The 16775-nt window shown below is 74.4% G+C and carries 17 protein-coding genes; 5 read left to right on the top strand and 12 right to left on the bottom strand.

The genetic code is table 11. From position 1 onward, the window contains the following. Positions 1 to 50: 50 nt before the first annotated feature. Both AC5WAM_RS22270 and AC5WAM_RS22265 read right to left on the bottom strand, forming a co-directional pair. Positions 51 to 893 carry a DUF4097 family beta strand repeat-containing protein gene (locus tag AC5WAM_RS22270; RefSeq protein WP_366791198.1) on the bottom strand — a complete coding sequence of 281 codons (843 nt, stop codon included), beginning with the start codon at positions 891 to 893 and terminating at the stop codon, positions 51 to 53. A 491-nt stretch (positions 894 to 1384) separates the two neighbouring features. Beyond that, positions 1385 to 1990 (bottom strand): TetR/AcrR family transcriptional regulator, encoded by a 606-nt coding sequence (locus AC5WAM_RS22265; RefSeq protein ID WP_495518579.1) that lies wholly within the window; start codon positions 1988 to 1990, stop codon positions 1385 to 1387. 186 nt (positions 1991 to 2176) lie between these two features. Here AC5WAM_RS22265 and AC5WAM_RS22260 point away from each other — a divergent pair, with 186 nt between their 5' ends. Then, positions 2177 to 2878 carry a peroxiredoxin-like family protein gene (locus AC5WAM_RS22260; RefSeq protein WP_495518578.1) on the top strand — a complete coding sequence of 234 codons (702 nt, stop codon included), beginning with the start codon at positions 2177 to 2179 and terminating at the stop codon, positions 2876 to 2878. On the opposite strand, the gene AC5WAM_RS22255 is transcribed toward AC5WAM_RS22260, so the two are convergent. Further along, entirely contained in the window at positions 2767 to 3774 is a 1008-nt protein-coding gene (locus AC5WAM_RS22255; RefSeq protein ID WP_495518577.1) for a LysR family transcriptional regulator, read from the bottom strand. The genes AC5WAM_RS22260 and AC5WAM_RS22255 overlap by 112 nt on opposite strands. Before the next feature lie 106 nt (positions 3775 to 3880). Between AC5WAM_RS22255 and AC5WAM_RS22250 the strand changes: the two genes are divergently transcribed. Beyond that, positions 3881 to 4996, top strand: coding sequence for a pyridoxal-phosphate dependent enzyme (locus tag AC5WAM_RS22250; RefSeq protein ID WP_495518576.1), 1116 nt, complete (start codon positions 3881 to 3883; stop codon positions 4994 to 4996). A 43-nt stretch (positions 4997 to 5039) separates the two neighbouring features. Here the strand turns inward: AC5WAM_RS22250 and AC5WAM_RS22245 are convergent, their stop codons facing one another. Together AC5WAM_RS22245 and AC5WAM_RS22240 are read right to left on the bottom strand one after the other, a co-directional pair. Further along, positions 5040 to 5837 (bottom strand): SRPBCC family protein, encoded by a 798-nt coding sequence (locus tag AC5WAM_RS22245; RefSeq protein ID WP_495518575.1) that lies wholly within the window; start codon positions 5835 to 5837, stop codon positions 5040 to 5042. Positions 5838 to 5946: 109 nt separating this feature from the next. Beyond that, positions 5947 to 7983 (bottom strand): HelD family protein, encoded by a 2037-nt coding sequence (locus AC5WAM_RS22240; RefSeq protein WP_366791192.1) that lies wholly within the window; start codon positions 7981 to 7983, stop codon positions 5947 to 5949. Positions 7984 to 8057: 74 nt separating this feature from the next. On the opposite strand from AC5WAM_RS22240, the gene AC5WAM_RS22235 reads away from it, so the two are divergent. Next, entirely contained in the window at positions 8058 to 8744 is a 687-nt protein-coding gene (locus AC5WAM_RS22235) for a TetR/AcrR family transcriptional regulator (protein WP_495518574.1), read from the top strand. Here the strand turns inward: AC5WAM_RS22235 and AC5WAM_RS22230 are convergent. The 4 genes from AC5WAM_RS22230 to AC5WAM_RS22215 form a co-directional block, all read right to left on the bottom strand. Next, a complete protein-coding gene (locus tag AC5WAM_RS22230) occupies positions 8735 to 9298 on the bottom strand; it encodes a hypothetical protein (RefSeq protein WP_495518573.1) in 564 nt (187 codons plus the stop codon). The genes AC5WAM_RS22235 and AC5WAM_RS22230 overlap by 10 nt on opposite strands. Positions 9299 to 9421: 123 nt before the next feature. After that, positions 9422 to 10555 (bottom strand): phosphotransferase, encoded by a 1134-nt coding sequence (locus tag AC5WAM_RS22225; protein WP_366791189.1) that lies wholly within the window; start codon positions 10553 to 10555, stop codon positions 9422 to 9424. A gap of 271 nt (positions 10556 to 10826) precedes the next feature. Then, positions 10827 to 11555 (bottom strand): HAD family hydrolase, encoded by a 729-nt coding sequence (locus AC5WAM_RS22220; protein ID WP_366791188.1) that lies wholly within the window; start codon positions 11553 to 11555, stop codon positions 10827 to 10829. Continuing rightward, on the bottom strand, positions 11556 to 12461 hold the full coding sequence (locus AC5WAM_RS22215) for a winged helix-turn-helix domain-containing protein (protein ID WP_366791314.1): 906 nt from the start codon (positions 12459 to 12461) through the stop codon (positions 11556 to 11558). It abuts the gene before it with no gap. Between the two features lie 125 nt (positions 12462 to 12586). Between AC5WAM_RS22215 and AC5WAM_RS22210 the strand changes: the two genes are divergently transcribed. Next, positions 12587 to 12775 carry a hypothetical protein gene (locus AC5WAM_RS22210; protein ID WP_366791187.1) on the top strand — a complete coding sequence of 63 codons (189 nt, stop codon included), beginning with the start codon at positions 12587 to 12589 and terminating at the stop codon, positions 12773 to 12775. A 6-nt stretch (positions 12776 to 12781) separates the two neighbouring features. Here AC5WAM_RS22210 and AC5WAM_RS22205 read toward each other — a convergent pair whose 3' ends face one another. The 3 genes from AC5WAM_RS22205 to AC5WAM_RS22195 all read right to left on the bottom strand — a co-directional run bounded on the left by AC5WAM_RS22205 (position 12782) and on the right by AC5WAM_RS22195 (position 16167). After that, positions 12782 to 13696, bottom strand: coding sequence for a winged helix-turn-helix domain-containing protein (locus tag AC5WAM_RS22205; RefSeq protein WP_366791186.1), 915 nt, complete (start codon positions 13694 to 13696; stop codon positions 12782 to 12784). Between the two features lie 719 nt (positions 13697 to 14415). Beyond that, entirely contained in the window at positions 14416 to 15384 is a 969-nt protein-coding gene (locus AC5WAM_RS22200) for an asparaginase (RefSeq protein ID WP_495518572.1), read from the bottom strand. Positions 15385 to 15504: 120 nt separating this feature from the next. Next, positions 15505 to 16167 carry an RsiG family protein gene (locus AC5WAM_RS22195; RefSeq protein ID WP_495518571.1) on the bottom strand — a complete coding sequence of 221 codons (663 nt, stop codon included), beginning with the start codon at positions 16165 to 16167 and terminating at the stop codon, positions 15505 to 15507. 157 nt (positions 16168 to 16324) lie between these two features. On the opposite strand from AC5WAM_RS22195, the gene dtd reads away from it, so the two are divergent. Further along, entirely contained in the window at positions 16325 to 16750 is a 426-nt protein-coding gene (gene dtd, locus AC5WAM_RS22190; protein ID WP_366791182.1) for a D-aminoacyl-tRNA deacylase, read from the top strand. Positions 16751 to 16775: the final 25 nt, after the last annotated feature.

Genomic DNA, 16775 nt, shown 5'->3' with positions numbered 1-16775 from the left:
TCCGTGGCTGGTGCGAGCCGGTGCTTCGGGCGCCCCGGGCGGGGGGCGCGTCAGGCGGAGGCGGAGCGGACCACGATGTCGCCGTAGCCGGTGCGGGCGGAGATCTCGACGGTCTCGGCGCCCGGGGCGGGGCCCGCGGCGGAGCCGAGCGCGTTGCGCACCGCGCCGAACTGGGAGTTGGCCTCCAGCCAGGCGACGCTGGAGTCGCGGATGCCGACCTCCAGGTCGCCGATGGCGGCCTCCATGGTGACGCGGCCGCGGGCGACGTCGGCGAGCTTGATGCTGCCGTTGTCGGCCTTCGCGTCGACGGCGGCGTGCGCCACGCCTACGTAGATGTTGCCGTTGGCGGTGGTGGCGCGCAGGTCGCCGGTGATCTCGCCGATGCTGGTGTCGTTCTTGTGGTTCCTGACAGTGGCGGTGCCGGTGATGTCGCCGAGGTCGACCTGGCCCGCCGCCTCGACCTCGACGTCGCCGGTGGCTCGCTGGAGGCGGACCGCGCCGAAGCCGGTCTTGAGGAAGGCGGCGCCGGTCTCCGCGACGGAGATGTCACCGGCGGACGACTCGAAGCGGCAGTCGCCGAGGCGGCCCTCGGTCCAGAAGGAGCCGGCGGCGGTCACGCCCCGGACGTCCGAGTGGGACGGCAGCTCCACGGTGACCTCCACCGAGCCGCTCTTGCCGAACACGGACCGCTGCTTGGGGCCCTTGACGACCAGGCGGCCGTCGACGCACGAGACCTCGACCTGCTGGGCGGCCTTCACGTCGGCGCTCTCGGTGTCATCGGTGGGCGCCACCGTGACGACGGTGTCGAGGCGCTTGGTGGCGGTGAAGCGGGCGGTGCCCATGTCGAACTCGACGAGGGCGGAGAGCGGTTCGGGGGTGTCGAAGGTAGGCATGGCCGTCCTGTTCCGATCGTGGGGTCCCGCGCCGCCGGCGGGCGGGCGGAGGTCTTGAGCTGTCCTTGCGGTGCGTCACTCCTGCGGGCCGCCGGGGCGGGGCCCCGGAGCCCTGAACTTCATGACGCCAGCATGGCATCACGATGGCGCCAACGCAAGCCCACTTGGCGCAAGGGTGGTGCCACGGGGCGTGAAGGGGGGCGCACGGCGCGTTCCCCCTTCCCGCCATACACCTTCTGAACTGGGGTTATTCGCACGGGAGCGTGCTGGGGCGGGGTGTGCCACGGGCGCCAGCCAGGCAGGGGACGCTGCCCTTAAGGGCAGCGCGGGAGGGGTGGCAGGGGCACTTGGCACCGCCGGTGCGCCACGGAGGCGCCGGTCACGGCACCCCGGGTGCCGCTCGGGGGTACGCCAGTAGCCGCCCAGGGTGGCGTCGGGTGCCGCCCGGGGAAGGCGTCAGGCGTGGCAGGCGGCCAGGGGACGGCGGACCGTCAGTCGCCCCGGACCGCCGGGGCCCGCAGCCCCGCCAGCGTCGTCGCCACCGTGCGCCGCAGCGCCTCCGTACCGGCACCGGCGCGCGAGCGCAGGTTCACGCCGTACGCGAGCAGGACCAGCGTCTCAGCGGTGGCATCGAGGTCGACGCCCGGCGCGAGCCCGCCCTCGGCGATGGCCGCGGCCAGGGCGGCGGCCATCGCGTCCCGCAGCCGCCGGTGGTGATCGTCCAGGACGGCGCGGACGTCGGGGTCCTCGGCCTCGCCGCCCGCGTAGGCGTTGACGAGCATGCAGCCCCAGCCCGCGTACTCGCCGCGGCAGCGCTGCTCGATCAGGCCGTCGAAGGCCTCCTGGATCGCGGGCAGGCCACGCCCGTCGCCCGCGAGGCGCTCGCACGCCGGGCGCGCGCGCTCGCGCACGTAACGGCGCAGCGCCGCCAGGTAGAGCTGGCGCTTGCCGCCGAAGGTGGCGTACAGGCTGGAGCGGTTGAGCCCCGTCTCGGCGGTGACGGTCTGGATGGAGACGGCGGCGGCGCCGAGCCGCCAGAAGAGGCGCTCGACCCGCTCCAGGGCCGCGTCGGGGTCGAAGTGCTTGACGTCGGGCACCGCGCCCCCTCCCCTGCCGCTTCCTGAACTGGCCGTTCCAAGTTAGCCCTTGACGCCCGTACGGGGCCACCACCATCCTGAAACGGTCGTTCCAAGATAAGTGCGGCGGCCATCCGCCCGCGCCGCCGGGACGGCGAGCACGCGGCATCGACGACCACGCGGCACCCACGAGAAGGACGGCCCCGCATGAGCCTGCGCGACGAGCTCCGCTTCCTCCACGACAACCGCCACCTCAAGCTGTCCGCCGACACCATGGCGACCATGGACCGCAACGCCGAGGCGCTCGCCGGGTCCGGCATCACGGACCGGGCGGTCGGCGTCGGGGCACGGGCCCCGCTCTTCACCCTCAAGTCGGCGACGGGCACGGAGGTTTCGCTGGCCGCCCTGCTCGCCGAGGGGCCGGTCGTGCTCACCTTCTACCGGGGCGCCTGGTGTCCGTTCTGCAACCTGGCGCTGCGCGCGCTCCAGGAGCACCACGACGCGGTCACCGCCCGCGGGGCCCGGCTCGTCGCCGTCTCGCCGCAGATCCCCGACGAGTCGCTGACCCTGACGGAGAAGCAGGGCCTCGCCTTCGACGTGCTCAGCGACCTCGGCTCGGACGTCGCGAAGAGCTACGGCATCGCCTTCGACCTGGGCGAGGAGCTGGGCGCGCTCTACGACGGCCTCGGCTTCGAGCTCCAGCGCGTCAACGGCGGGCACGGCCGCACCCTGCCCCTGCCCGCCACGTACGTCATCGACTCCGCGGGCGTCGTCCGCTGGGCGTTCGTGGCGACCGACTACGCGCTGCGGGCCGAGCCCGCCGACGTGCTCGCGGCGCTCGACGCCCTCGACTCCGACGCCCTCGGCCCCGACGCCCTCGACTCCGACGCCCTCGGCCCCGACGTCTGAGCCGCCGCGCGCAGCGCCTGCCGGGCGGCCGTCACCGCCGGACGGCCGCCACCACCGCGGCGTACGACGGTGAAGATCCGGCGCGCGCCCAGGCCGGGCGGCAGGTCCCGCAGCGCGACCGTCGGCGCGGCGGGCTCCGCCGAGAAGGGGCCCGCGCCCCACACCAGGTCCGGCAGGAACGCGGCGGCGTGGCCCCGCTCGGCGAGGCGCAGATGGACCAGCAGGTCGGCGGACTCGTACCGCACGTCGGGCTCGAACCCGGCCTCGCGGCACACCGTCGTCGCCCAGCGCCGCGCGGCCGTGCCCTCCGGCTCCATGACCCAGGGGTGCCCGGACAGGGACCGCGGGCCCAGGTCGCGGGACGGCCCCGGCACGGCGAGCCGCAGCGGGTCCCGGCACAGCTCCTGCCGCTCCAGCACGTCGGAGCGCGGGCCCGCGCCGCCCGGGTACTCCTCCGCGACGACCAGGTCGAAGTCCCGCGCGAGGAGCGCCGGAAGGGCCGCCTCCGGCTCCATCTGGGTGACGTGCACGCGCAGCCGGGGGTGGGCCGCGCGCAGCGAGGTGAGGGCGGCGGGGACGAGCGCCAGGGCCGCGGTCTGGAAGGCGGCGACGCGCAGCGTGCCGGTGAGTTCGGTGAGCGAGGCGGCGATGTCCGCCTCGGCGCGCTCCATGCGCTCCAGCAGCGCCTCCGTGTGAGCGACGAGGATCTCGGCCTGCGCGGTGAGCCGCACCCGCCGCCCGACCGGCTCGAGGAGCGGGACGCCCGCCTCCGCCTCCAGCTGGGCGAGTTGCTGCGAGACGGTGGAGGGGCTGTACGAGAGCGCGGCGGCGACGGCGGCGAGCGTGCCGCGGTGCTTCAGCTCGCGCAGCAGCCGCAACCGGCGGAGGTCGTACACGCGGCCCCCTTCGACCGGTCCCTGCCGAACGTTCGGCCTTCCTGATGAATATAGGTCGGAAAGATCCGCTGGACCGAAAGATCAGCCGGAACGCAAGGTGGGGCACATGACCGAGACCTCCGCTTCCGCCCGTACGACGCCGTGGTTCGCCCACCCCGCCGCCCGCGCCTGGACCTGCGCGCCCGCCCCGGCCGACGTCCGGGACTTCCACGCGTCACTGCCCGGGTACGCGCCCACGCCCCTGACGGAACTCCCCTCCCTGGCCGCCGAGCTGGGCGTGGGGCGGGTCTTCGTCAAGGACGAGTCGGCGCGGCTCGGGCTGCCCGCGTTCAAGGTGCTCGGCACGTCGTGGGCCGTGCACCGGCTGCTCGCGGACCGTCCGGCCGGGCAGCGCGTGGAGTTCGTGACCGCGACCGACGGCAACCACGGCCGCGCGGTGGCCCGCGAGGCACGGCGGCTCGGCCACGGCGCCCACGTCTTCGTGTCGCAGGGGGTGCACCCCGGGGCGGCCGCCGCGATCGAACGGGAGGGGGCGCGGGTCACGCGGGTCGCCGGGGACTACGACCGGGCGGTCCGCGAGGCCGCGGCCGCGGCGGGCGCCGCCGCGCACGCGGTGCTCGTCCAGGACACCGCCTGGCCCGGCTACGAGGAGGTGCCCGCGCTGATCGTCGAGGGGTACGCCACGCTGTTCGCGGAGGTCGACGAGCAGCTCGCGGCAGCTGGGGCCGGGGCGCCCGGCCTGGTCGTGGTGCCCGTCGGCGTGGGCTCGCTGGCGCAGGCCGCCGTCACGCACTACCGCGGCCGCCCCACCCCCGGAACCGCCCCAGGAACTGGCCCCGGAACCGGCCCCGCGCTGCTCGCCGCCGAGCCGACCGCGGCCGCACCCGCCCTCGCGAGCCTCACGCACGGCGAGCCCGTCACCGTGCCCACCCGCACGACGGCCATGGCGGGCCTGAACTGCGGCACCCTCTCCAGCCTCGCCTGGCCGTACCTGCGCGACGGCCTCGACGCGGCCACCGCCGTACCGGACACGGCGGCCGCGACGGCCCTGCGCGACCTGACCGCGCTCGGTGTCCCCTCCGGCCCGTGCGGCGCCGCTCCCCTCGCGGCCGCCCGGGCAGCCCTGACGGACGCCGACCGCAGGGCGGCCCTGGCGGTGACGCCGACGACGACGGTGGTGCTCCTCAGCACGGAGGGCCGGGGGGCCAACCCGCACGGCTGAGTCCCCCGTCCACCCGCCCCTCATCGCGCTGGCGCGCTCGTCCTCAAACGCCGGACGGGCTGAATTCCAGCAGGCGGCCCGCCAGCCTCTCCACCCGTGCGTGCCACGCCGCACGTGCTGCCGTCGGGTCCCCGGATCCGCGGTGCGTCAGGAGGAGCCGGGCTCCGTACTCCGTGCCCGGGGCGAGGCGGATGCTCACCTCGCCGCCCCCGGCCACCTCGTACGCCGCCACCTCCGGCACCCGTACCTCCGTGACCGCACCGGCCAGGACGCCGTCGGCGACGAGCCCCTCCGGTGCCTCGGAGCCCTTGAGGACCTCGTCGCCCTCGGTGAGAGCGGCCCAGACGGCGTCGGCGGGCCGCACCAGCTGGCGTTCGAAGCGGACGGTGCCGTCGGCGGTGATCTCGCCGCCGCCGAGGTCGAACTGTTCCAGGTACGCCTCGTGCAGCTCGCCCGTGTCGCGGGCCCGGACCGGTTCGGCGACGCCGTCCAGGAGTTCGCCGAGCGCGCTGACGCACAGGTGCCACCCGGCGCCGAAGCTCGGGGCGCCGAACCGGTCGGCGAAGGTGTGCACGAGCGTGAGCAGCGAGCCCCCGGTCTCCGGGTCCGGCGCGATCTCCCAGCGCAGCTCGTCGTCGCCCCAGGTGAACGCGTACAGGCGGGGTGCTTCGACCTCGGTCGGCTCGCCCGCCCCCGCCTCGGACGGGAACCAGTGCTTCAGGAGTTCGGGCCGGGTGAGGGCGGCCCAGACCCGCTCGGGCGGGTGGCTGACGCACCGCTCCATGCGCAGCGCGTGCCGCCCGCCGGGGGCCGTGGTCAGGGTGTCGGCGCGGGGGTTCATGACGGTACGTCCTCCATCGCGGGGCCGAAGGCGGGCAGGGCGACTTCTTGTCCTGGAATAAATAGAACCATCTATCCAGTGCCGAACAAGGAAGGGACACCCCGGCCTCCTAGGCCGCCCGCCACGGCAGCTCCCTGCTGTGCACCACCTCAAGACTCGACACCGCCCGGGTCAGGACCACGTACAGCCGGTGCCGTCCGCGCTCCTCCGCCTCCGCGATCGCGGCCGGTTCGACCGCCACCACGTGGTCGTACTCCAGGCCCTTGGCCACCGACGCGGGCACGACCGTGACGCGCGCGCCCAGCTCGTCCGGGCCCGCCGCCTCGATGCCCGCCCCGGCGAGCGCGGCGCGCAGCGCGTCCGTGGCGGCGTCGGCCGCGATGACGCCGATGGAGCCCTCGCGGGCGAGCGCGCCACGGACCGCCGTGACGGCGCCGGCCAGCACGTCCGGGACCCGCCGGACCGCGAGGTCGCCGTCGCGGCGCAGGGAGCGCGCGGGCGGCACGTCGACGTCGAGCCCGGCGAGCAACTCGTTGGCGAGCGTGACGATGGCCCGCGGGACGCGGAAGCCGGTGGTGAGCGGCGTGACCCGGGTGTCGGGCTTGCCGAGGTGGGCGAGGAGTTCGGGCCAGGTGCGGGCGGCCCACGGCGTGGTGCCCTGTGCGAGGTCGCCGAGGACGGTGACGGAGCCGAAGCCGACGCGGCGCGCGATGGCGCGGCACTCCATCGGCGAGAGGTCCTGCGCCTCGTCGACCACGATGTGGCCGTAGCCCTCGGGCCGTTCCACGAGGCCCGCGAGTTCGTCGAGGAGGACGAGGTCGGCGGCCGACCACCGCGCGGACCGGTACGAGCGCGGGGGCCTGGCCCATGCGATCGCCCGCTGCTCCGCGTCCGTGAGGAGGCCGTCGGCGGCCCGCGCCAACGCGGCCGCGTCCCCGAGGAGTTCGTACAGGACCTCCTCGGGGCGGGCCTTCGGCCAGGCCGCGTCGACGAAGGCGGAGACGGGCCGCGCCCGGGAGACCTTCTGCACCCAGGTGTTGTTCATCGGGCCCGCGCGGCGCTCGGCCTGGTCCTGGATGTGGCGGACGGCGCGGCTGCGGACGCGCTCGCGGCCGGTGTCGTAGGGCGGCTCCTCCGCACGGACGTCCGCGACGATCCGCTCCAGGTCGGCGGCGGGGACCCGCCAGCGGTACGAGCCGTCGGGCAGCGCGAGGTCGGCGGCGACGGGGGTCACGCGCGCGTACAGGGCGCGGCGCAGGACCTCCGCCATCCGGGCGTCGTGCTTGACGGCCGCGGCCCGCTCGTCGTCGTACGCCGTGACGGGCTGCCGGGCGATCTCGTCCTGGACGGTGGACTGGCGCACCCCGGTCTCGCCGAGGGAGGGCAGGACCTCGGCGATGTACCGCAGGAAGGTGCGGTTGGGGCCGAGGATCAGCAGGCCGGAGCGGCGGACGCGCTGCGGGTGGGTGTAGAGGAGGTAGGCCGCGCGGTGCAGGCCGACGGCGGTCTTGCCGGTGCCGGGGGCGCCCTGGACGCACACGGAGGCGGTGAGCGCGGCCCGGACGAGGTCGTCCTGCTCGGGCTGGATGGTGGCGGCGATGTCGCGCATGGGGCCGACGCGGGGCCGCTCGATCTCCCCGGCGACGATGCGGCTCGGCGCGGCGGCCTCGCCGGACGTCAGGTGCTCGTCCTCCAGGCCGGTGAGGTCGGTGGACTCCCCCTTGCTGCCGGGTGCCCAGCCGAAGCGGCGGCGGACGGCCACGCCCTGCGGGTCGCGGGCGCCCGCCTGGTAGAAGGCGCGCGACACGGGTGCCCGCCAGTCGACGACCAGGGGCGGCGCGGCCGGGTCCTCGGTGATGCGCAGCCGTCCGATGTGGTAGCGCTGGCCGCGGTGGTCGCCGGCGTCCGCCGCCTCGGGGTCGAAGTCGAGCCGCCCGAAGTACAGCGGCCCCTGCGGGAGTTCGCGCATCTCCTTGGCCTTGCTGCGCAGCTGGTAGCCGAGCACTTCGGCGTCGGCGCCGGAGGCGGAGGCGTTCTCGCCGCTGATGACCTGTTCCTGGGCCCCGTCCACCATCGCGGCGAGGGCGGCGCGGCAGGTGTCGTGGTAGCGGCGCTCCCGTGCGAGCTCTTCGTCGAGTGGTGTCATGCCGACGAGCGTAGCAAGAAAACATTACCGAGTTACATTTCTTACCGGGGCTCACTTGGCGCTACGCTGGAGCCATGACCGGTACGACGGACACGCCCCCGCACACCGCCCCGGCCCCCGTCGGCCTGCGGCAGCTCAAGAAGCGGCGCACGCAGCAGACGATCTCCGACACGGCGGTCGCGCTCTTCCTGGAGCGCGGCTTCGACAAGGTGTCGGTCGCGGAGGTGGCGGCCGCGGCGGAGGTCTCCAAACCCACGCTGTTCCGGTACTTCCCGGCCAAGGAGGACCTGGTCCTGCACCGGTTCGCCGACCACGAGGACGAGGCGGCCCGCGTGGTCGCGGCCCGCGGCGACCGCTCCCCGCTCACGGCGCTGCGCGAGCACTTCCAGGCGGGGCTCGACCGCCACGACCCGGTGACCGGCCTCAGCGACCACCCCGACGTGCTCGCCTTCCACCGGCTGCTCTACGGCACCCCGTCACTGATGGGCCGCCTGTACGCCTACCAGGACCGGGCCGAACGCGCCCTCGCCCGCGCCCTCGCCGCCCCCGCTGCCGAAGCCGCCCCCGCCGCCGAAGCCGAAGCCTCCCTCGACGCCCGCCTGGCCGCGGCGCAGATCCTGGCCGTGCAGCGGGTGCTCGCGCTGGAGAACTGGCGCAGGGTCGCGGCGGGAGAGCGCGCGGCCGCCCTCCTGCCGCAGGCGCGCGCGGCCGCGGGGCAGGCCTTCGCCCACCTCGCCACGGGACTGCCGCACTACGCCTGAGCGCTACCGGGCAGCGGGCCCGCCACCCGCCACAGGGCGTCGAAGAGCAGCCCCCGGTGCCGGATCCGCTCGCGGACGGCGGCGCCCTCGTCGGCGTGCCAGCACGTGAGACAGCCGCTCCCGTCGAAGAGCTGCTCCCGCCCGATCAGGCAGAAGCCGGGGAACGGCGTGAGGTGCAGGGCGCGGAACTCCTCGTCGAGGCGGGCCCGTTCGCCCCGCGCGAGGGACCGCCGCAGCGCCGCGGCATCCCGGGCGTGCCCGCGCACCCGCCGCAGCAGCTCCCGCCGCGCGGCCGCCTCGTCCCCGGCCGCGCCCGGCACGGCCACCGGCCGGGTGAAGTCCGGCACGATGACCCGCAGCGTCACGTGCGGCCGCGCCGACGGGCCGGGTCCGCCCAGACAGCCCGTCAGCGCCCGCACCACGTCCTCGCCGGTGAACGCGACGGCGTCGATCCGGGCATCCCGGTCGAGGGCCGCAGCGATGCGGTGCTCCAGCACGGACGCGGCCGCCGTGGACGCGCACTGCCGCGCCGGTGACCGCAGTGAATCCTTCACGTCACGTCCCTCGCCGCACAGCGCGTCTCCCACCACACCCAGGAGGGTCGCCGCCCGGACCGGCGGCCAGCGACATGATGCCCGCCCCGGGGGACGCCCAGGAAGACGCCGCGGCCCCCGGATCTACCGCGGCCCGCGCTCCTCCTCGGCCCAGGACCAGCGTTCGAGGGCGTCCATCGTGTCGGCGTACGACGGTACGGACTTGAGGTCCAGGGCGTGCCGGGCGGCGCCGAGCGCGGAGTGCACCCGCCCGGCCGCCCGCTCCAGGGCACCCTCCGCCCGCTCCTCCGCCTCCAGCATCAGGGCGGCCCGGATGACGTCGGTGAAGACGGACTGGGCCCGCTTGAAGTCGAGCAGCCGCGGCAGGTCCCGCCACCACCCGGACCGGCTCCCGGCCCTGGCCGCCGACACCGCCTCGCACCAGCGCCGCACGACCTGCCGCTCCTGGTGCGGGGCGTACCGCATGAGGTGCAGATGCGTGGCCAGGTCGTACAGGGGGTCGCCGACCATCGCGAGCTCCCAGTCGATCGTCCAGAGCTGGCCGCAGCGGTCCAGGACGAAGTTCTCCCGGTGCAGATCGCCGTGGAGCAGACAGAAAGGGCGGCGCGTCAGCCCCGACACCCGCTCGCGCAGCACGGCGAAGGAGTCCCTGCCGATCCCGAACTCCTTGAAGAGCGGGCCGAACCGGTCCTCGTTCCTCAGGTAGACGTGCTCCTCGGCGAAGAAGACGAGACGCTCGATGAAGCCGTTGGTGTCCCCGTCCCGCGGCCGGTCCGCGGCGGCGCAGCGCCGCCCGGCCGCCACGTCGTCGGGCCCCACGCCCGCCAGCTCGCCGAACAGGGTGACGATCTGGTCGATCACCGCGGCCGGGATGTCGGCCCCGCGCCCCGTGCCGGGGCCGGGCTCGTACTCCGCGCCGGACTCGGCCTCCGAGCGCGCGCAGGAGCCCAGCGTGCGCCCCTCGATAAAGCGCTGGAGCCGGAACTCGTCCTTCTGGATGACCTCCGGAACGCGCGTGACGCGCCCGGCGAGCGCGACGAGCAGCTCCTCCTCCGACCAGAAGCAGCGGCGGTCGAACCACAGCAGGCCCGGGCGCGGCTCCCGGCACTTCCAGCGCCAGGTCACCCCGGACTCGTCCGGCAGCGGGAAGACGTACGTCTCGTGGTGATAGCCCCGGAGCGGCCCTTCGAGCACGGCCGTGCCGCCGCTCGCCAGGGCGGCGCGGGCCCGGGCCGCGGAGGTCGACTCAGAGGGCATGGCACGTTTCTCCCAGCCTGGGAAACCGGTTCTTCCCGACGGGAAAACCGGTCCGTTGGAGACGAATGAGAGGAGCGGAGCAAAAGTACCCCCTGAGTCTCGGCCTCCGACGCCTCAACTCCACAGAGTTGAAACGTTTTAGCGCTGCGCCGGGGCGAACGGCCGCGCGTCAGGTCAACAGGACGGGAATACCGGGGTGAAAAGGGCGAACAAACCTGCGGTGGGCCGTGTGTGCGGGACACCAACTGCCCCACCCGTACCGCACAGTTGGTCACCCGGCGGCCCCGATCGACCGCACCACCGAGAGCACCGGCTCCAGCGAGGTCACGATCCGGTCGGCGCCGACCCCGCGCAGGAGCCCCTCCTTGCGGGCGTCGCGCGCGTACCCCAGGAAGTGCACCCCCGCGGCCCTGGCGGCGAGGAAGTCCGACGGGGTGTCGCCGATCATGAGCGTGCCCGCCGGGTCGGCGCCCATCGCGCTCAGGGCCCGCCGCACGCAGTGCGGGTCCGGTTTGAGCAGCCGCAGGTCCTGGGTGCGGCCGTATATGTGCGGCGCGAAGCAGTCGAGCAGACCGCGCCCGCCGAGGTAACGGACGGCGGCCCGGGGCGAGTTGTTCGTGGTGATGGCGAGGCGGACGCCGACGGCCGACCAGGTGCGGATCAGCGCGTCGGCGTACGGCGTCGGCCAGGCCGAGCCGACCGCCGTCAGCTCCTCGTGCGTGAGCCGCTCCTCCAGCTCGACGACGAGGTCGCTGCCGGGCCTGCGGCGGTCGACGGCGCGCAGCACGACCTGCGGGTCGGGGTCGTCGCGCACCCCGTTGGTGAGCAGGCCGTGCAGCCCCCGCCCCTCCAGCCAGCGGACCTGCTCGCGGGCCACTCCGACCGACGAGTGCCGGGCGAACAGGCGGCAGATGGGGCCGTCGAAGTCGAAGAGCACGAAACGGGCGAGCCCGATCAGCTTCCGCAGGCCCTCGGTCGGATCAGTCGCTTCAGAAGTCACCTAAGAGAGTGTTAGGTCCGACGTGATCGTTTCCCAGAGTGCGTCGAACCACTTCTGAGATTCCCCCACGAAGCCGGAGTCGCGCGGGCTGGCGCCGTCGGTGAAGGAGAACAGCGGCGTCTTGAGGCCGCCCGCGTCCCACATCTCCACCGTCTCGCCGCCGTCCACGTCCAGCTCCACCCGCTCGCGCTCCAGCGTGTAGTACGCGAGGAGCGCCTCGTGTCCGTTGAGCACGTAGAGCTTCACCGGCGAGGTGAACGGCAGGGCCCGGAAGGCGACGCGGACGTCGATGCCGTGCGGCTCGTTGCGCAGCGTGAGGAGGTTGTGGCGCAGGACCTGCCCCTGCGCGTTGCGCTGCGCGAGCCAGCGCTGGTGCAGCCGCTCCCGGCCCTCGCGCTCCGCCTGCACCGGCACCGGGAAGGCCAGCTCGATGTCGCTGCTCGGCAGCAGGATGCGCACGTCGATGGAGCTCGGGCGCAGCAGGCCCGCGTGGATCTGCCGGATCGGCTCGGTGAGGGCGTTCATCAGGGTCTCCGCCGTGAACGAGACCGCGTCCACGCGCACGTGCGGCTGTTTGAACGCCTCCACCAGGCGCGGGGCGAGCCCGACCATGGACGGCTGCGGCTCCGGCGCGGCGGGGACGGCCGGCTCGGCCGGGACCGCGACCCGGGGCGGGCTGCCCTTGGTGACGTGGTTGATCAGACCGTCGCGGTGCAGGCCGTGCAGGGCCTGGCGTACGGTGCCGCGTTCCACGCCGAACTCCTCGGCGAGCCGGGCCTGGGTGGGCAGGCGGTCGCCGGGTTTGAGGGTGCCGGTGCGGATGCGGTCACGCAGGGCGTCGGCGATGTCCTGGGGCGAGGGCTTGCTCCTGCCGGTCACGGCACCGTTCTCCTTGGTCACGACCAGACGATACAACTACCCACCATCTTTGGGGAGTTGGCCGCAAAGTTGTTTATGAATGCCTACCAAGTGGGGACAACTTCAATGAGTTGGTTGCCAACTCTTCCGAGATGGCAGAAGGGGGAACCACCATGCCCGCCATAGCTCTCCTCGCAGCCGTGTTCGCCGTCGTCGCCGAGCAGCTGGTGCAGTGGAAGTACGGAACCCTCGGCATCATCGGGCTGCTCCTGCTGACCGTGGGCGTCAAGGCGAGGAACACCACGTGCAGCTCCCTGGGCGCCCTCGTCCTCGCCCTGCTGGTGACCGGGCCCGCCCTGTAGGCGGGGCTAGGGACCCGGGTTCAGCCTCAGGTCCCTGCTGATCGTGTTCCACAGGGCGTTGAACCACAGATGGGACTGCTCCACGAAGGTGGTGTCCCGCAGCCCGTCCCCCTGCAGGAAGGGGAAGAGCATCGACTGCGTGCCCTGCGCGTCCCACATCTCCAGATACTCCTGGCCGATCTCCTCACCGCGCTTGGTGAGGGTGTAGTACGCGAACAGCGCCTCGGAGCCGTTGAGCAGATAGAGCTTCACCGGCGGGGTGAACGGCAGCGCCCGGAACTCCACTTGTACGTCGATGCCGTGCGTGCCGCGCAGGGTGAGCAGGTTGTGGCGCAGGACCTGCCCCTGCGCGTTGCGCTGGTCGAGCCAGCGGCGGTGCACAGGGCCGCCCGAGTCCCCGCCCCCGACCGGCGCCGGGAAGGCGAGGTCGATGTCGCGGCTCGGCAGCAGGACGCGGACGTCGACCTTGGCCGGTTTCAGCCGTCCGGCGTGGATCTGCCGGAGCGGTTCGCCGATCGCCATCGTCAGCGAGATGGACGTCAGACACAGCGCGTCGATCTCCACGTGCGGCGCCTGGAACGCGGCGGCTATGCGCGGCGCGAGCCCGACCATCGTGGGCTGCGGGCGCACCGCGTCGCGGCTCGGCGCGGCCGGGGCCGCGACCGTGGCCGGGCTGCCCTTGGACACATTGGCCAGCAGCTGCTCGCCCTGCAGGATGCGCAGGGCCTGGCGCACCGCGCCGCGCTCCACGCCGAACTCGGACGCGAGCTCCGCCTGGGTGGGCATCCGCTGCCCCGGCCGCAGCAGGCCCGACCTGATCCGGGACCGCAGCTCGTCCGCCACGTCCCGGTGCGAGCGGTGCGGCGGCCTGCCCGGCCTTTTCCGATCGTTGACGGAGGCTTGGTCCGTGCTCACAACCAAACCGTACAACTTCCCGCCATCTTTGGGGAGTTGTACGGTAGGTGGTTATAGGACGCGCCAGGGCGGAGATAACTCCAGTGGAGTTGGTGGCCAACTCGGGCGAACATGGTCGGAACCGTGGAAGGGTTGGCTGCCGGCTCCACTCCCAGGTCGGGCTGACCGGGCTCTCATCCGGAGGGGAGCCGGGAGTTCGGTCAGCCGTTGAGCGGGGCGGGGGTGCCCCAGGCCGTGGGGACGGCGGCACATGGGGCCCGCCGCCCCCACGGCAACCCGGCCCCCACGGGGCCTGACGCCCCTTCGCCCCTGCCCGCCCGCGCTCCCCGGCCTTGGCCGGGGCCCCGCCGCTACCGCGGCGGTCTCTCCCCACCCGCCCACCCGGCTCTCCCCGGCCTTGCGGGGCAGAACCCCGACACGTGGCGCTGCGGCCCGGCGGCCGCCCCCGCCGCTACCGCTGCGGCTTCCTCCCACCCGCCCACCCATAGCTCCAGAGCTTCGCCGGGCAGGCCCCTACCCAGGGCGCCCCCGCCCCCTCGCTGTGGGCAGTCGTCCCGCAGGGCGGGACGGGTGGGCACAGCGCCGAGGTGCCGCGCAACCGTTGAACCAGGCCCCACCCCGGGCAAGGTGCCGCGCAGCCGTCACACCAGGCCCCCACCCCCGGGGCAAGGCCCCGCCCAGGCAAGCCCCGGCACGGGAAGCCCAGGCCCCGTCAGGGCCGAGGCCTAGAAGGCCGCCCGGATCTCGCCCACCGGTACGCCGCCACCGTGCAGCGGTGCCTCCGCCAGGCGGGCCAGGACGGGGGCCTCGACGCCCGCCAGGGCGAGGGCGCGCGCAAGGACCGGCCCGAGCACCCTCGTACCGCCGTCGTCGATCTTGAAGGCCAGCGCCCGCCCGTCCGCGAGGGCCACGGCCTGCACCGCCTCGGCGCCCATCTTGGACAGCGTCCCGGGCACCTCCCGCATGAGCCACGTGTCCGGCCGCCGCGTCCCGGCCACGTACTCCGGGTGCGCCCGCATCGCGTCGGCCACGCGCCGCTCGGCCGTACCGGGCGCGGCCAGGACGAAGTGCCGGTAGGCGCGGGCGAGCCCCGTCAGGGAGATCGCCATCAGCGGCGCCCCGCACCCGTCCGTGCCGACGGCCGCGACCCGCTCCCCCGCCGCCTCCTCGATCACGTCGTGCGTGAGGCGCTGGAGCGGATGCGCGGGGTCCAGGTAGGTCTCCTTGTCCCAGCCGTTCAGGTCGCACACCGCGAGCATCGCCGTGTGCTTGCCGGAACAGTTCATGGTGACCCGGTCCCGCACGGCCCCCGCCGCCAGGTACGTCTCGGCCTCGACGGGGTCGAGCGGCAGGTCGGGCGGGCACTGGAGCGCGGCGGCGGTCAGCCCGTGCTCGGCGAGCAGCTTCCGCACCAGGTCCCGGTGGAACGTTTCGCCGGAGTGGCTGGCGGCCGCGAGCGCGAGCCGCTCCCCCGCCAGGTCGAGCCCGGCCCGCAGCACCGCCGCGGCCTGCATCGGCTTGTTCGTGGAGCGCGGGAACACGGGCGCCGCGACGTCCCCGAGCGCCAGCTCGACCTCGCCGTCCGCCCCTAGCAGCACGAGGCTGCCCCGATGGCGGCCCTCGACGAAGCCGGAACGTACGACTTCGGCGAGGACCGGCGGTATGACGGGGGTGGCGGCGGACGTCGGGGTCATCTTCGGCTCCGTGGTGCGGGTGGTGCGACGGACCACCCGCGCCCGGCGGGGCCCGGGGCCGCGGACACGGCCGGGATCAGGGGGATCGCCGGTCGCTCCGGGCCGCCGGAGCCGAAGGGGTCAGGCGAGCAGGTCGTCTACTTGTGCTTCGCCTTCACGGTACCTGCGGGCGATCTCCGCACTGCAATCGTCGGTGGTCCGCTGCATCTCCTGGCGCCGCCGGGACACCTGCTGCTCGTACCGCACGAGCCGGCCCATGGCCGTGTGCAGCTCGTCGTCCGTGCGGGCGGCGAGGTCGGAGAGCGCGACCTCGGCGAGCATGTCGGCGGCGAGCCGCCGGTACTCCTCGCTGTGCGGCGTCCCGAGCGTCACGTGCCGGGCCGAGGCGCGGCGGCGGGCCGGGCCGTCCGTGAGGATCTCCGGGAGCCGGTCCACGACGAGGGCCGCCGTCCCGTCGCCGCCCGGAACTCCGGGGACACCGTCCTGGGTCGTTCCCGCGCGCGTCCGCGCGCGGCGCGCGGTCTCGGCGCGCAGGATGTCGATGCGCCCCTGGAGCAGCCGTCGTACGTAGCTCAGATCGGCCTCGTCCTGCTGTGCGGCCCGGCGCAGCTCGCGCAGCTCCGGCAGTCGCAGCGCGGCCAGGTCGTGGGCGGGCGCCTCGGGCAGGACGGGGCTGTCGGTGCGCTGCACGGGCGGGCGCGGCACGGGTGCCCCGCCGAAGCCCCCGCCCGTGGCGCTGGCCTGCCTCGCCCTGGGTGCGCTGGGCGTACTGGGTGTGCTCATGTGGCTCTACCGTCCCCTCAGCCGGCGCGGTACACCGCGTGTGAGCATGGTGCCACCCCGCGTGGCCACTCTGTGACCGAGTGCCCCCAATCGGCCCCGGATGGGGGGTTCCGGACCGGCGCACGGACGGCGCACACGGGCAGGGCATGATGGCGGCATGCGAGCGGTGGTGCAGAGGGTGGACGGCGCGAGCGTCGTCGTGGACGGCGAGACGGTCGGCGAGATCACGGGCGAGGGCCTGTGCGTGCTCGTCGGGGTCACGCACGACGACACCGAGGAGAAGGCCGCGCAGCTGGCCCGCAAGCTGTGGTCGCTGCGGATGCTCCACGACGAGAAGTCCTGCTCGGACGTCGACGCGCCGCTCCTGGTGATCAGCCAGTTCACCCTGTACGGCGACGCGCGCAAGGGCCGCAGGCCCACGTGGAACGCGGCCGCGCCCGGGGACGTGGCGGAGCCCCTGGTCGACGAGGTCGTCGCGCGGCTGCGGGCCCTTGGCGCGACCGTCGCCACGGGACGCTTCGGCGCCTCCATGCGCGTGGGCCTGACGAACGACGGGCCGTTCACGGTGCTGCTGGAGATGTGAGCCGCCGCCCCCTCGCGGTGCGCCC

Source organism: Streptomyces sp. JLYT201 (assembly GCF_059448825.1).
The sequence above is the reverse complement of the archived record's forward strand: the minus strand, read 5'-3'. Positions and strand labels throughout refer to the sequence as shown.

Excerpts from the sequence above, each read along its gene's own strand:
- AC5WAM_RS22225 (WP_366791189.1), bottom strand. The coding sequence starts at position 10,555 with ATGCCCTCTGAGTCGACCTCCGCGGCCCGGGCCCGCGCCGCCCTGGCG.
- AC5WAM_RS22250 (WP_495518576.1), top strand. The coding sequence starts at position 3,881 with ATGACCGAGACCTCCGCTTCCGCCCGTACGACGCCGTGGTTCGCCCAC.
- AC5WAM_RS22210 (WP_366791187.1), top strand. The coding sequence starts at position 12,587 with ATGCCCGCCATAGCTCTCCTCGCAGCCGTGTTCGCCGTCGTCGCCGAG.
- AC5WAM_RS22245 (WP_495518575.1), bottom strand. The coding sequence starts at position 5,837 with ATGAACCCCCGCGCCGACACCCTGACCACGGCCCCCGGCGGGCGGCAC.
- AC5WAM_RS22240 (WP_366791192.1), bottom strand. The coding sequence starts at position 7,983 with ATGACACCACTCGACGAAGAGCTCGCACGGGAGCGCCGCTACCACGAC.
- AC5WAM_RS22235 (WP_495518574.1), top strand. The coding sequence starts at position 8,058 with ATGACCGGTACGACGGACACGCCCCCGCACACCGCCCCGGCCCCCGTC.
- dtd (WP_366791182.1), top strand. The coding sequence starts at position 16,325 with ATGCGAGCGGTGGTGCAGAGGGTGGACGGCGCGAGCGTCGTCGTGGAC.
- AC5WAM_RS22270 (WP_366791198.1), bottom strand. The coding sequence starts at position 893 with ATGCCTACCTTCGACACCCCCGAACCGCTCTCCGCCCTCGTCGAGTTC.
- AC5WAM_RS22260 (WP_495518578.1), top strand. The coding sequence starts at position 2,177 with ATGAGCCTGCGCGACGAGCTCCGCTTCCTCCACGACAACCGCCACCTC.
- AC5WAM_RS22195 (WP_495518571.1), bottom strand. The coding sequence starts at position 16,167 with ATGAGCACACCCAGTACGCCCAGCGCACCCAGGGCGAGGCAGGCCAGC.
- AC5WAM_RS22200 (WP_495518572.1), bottom strand. The coding sequence starts at position 15,384 with ATGACCCCGACGTCCGCCGCCACCCCCGTCATACCGCCGGTCCTCGCC.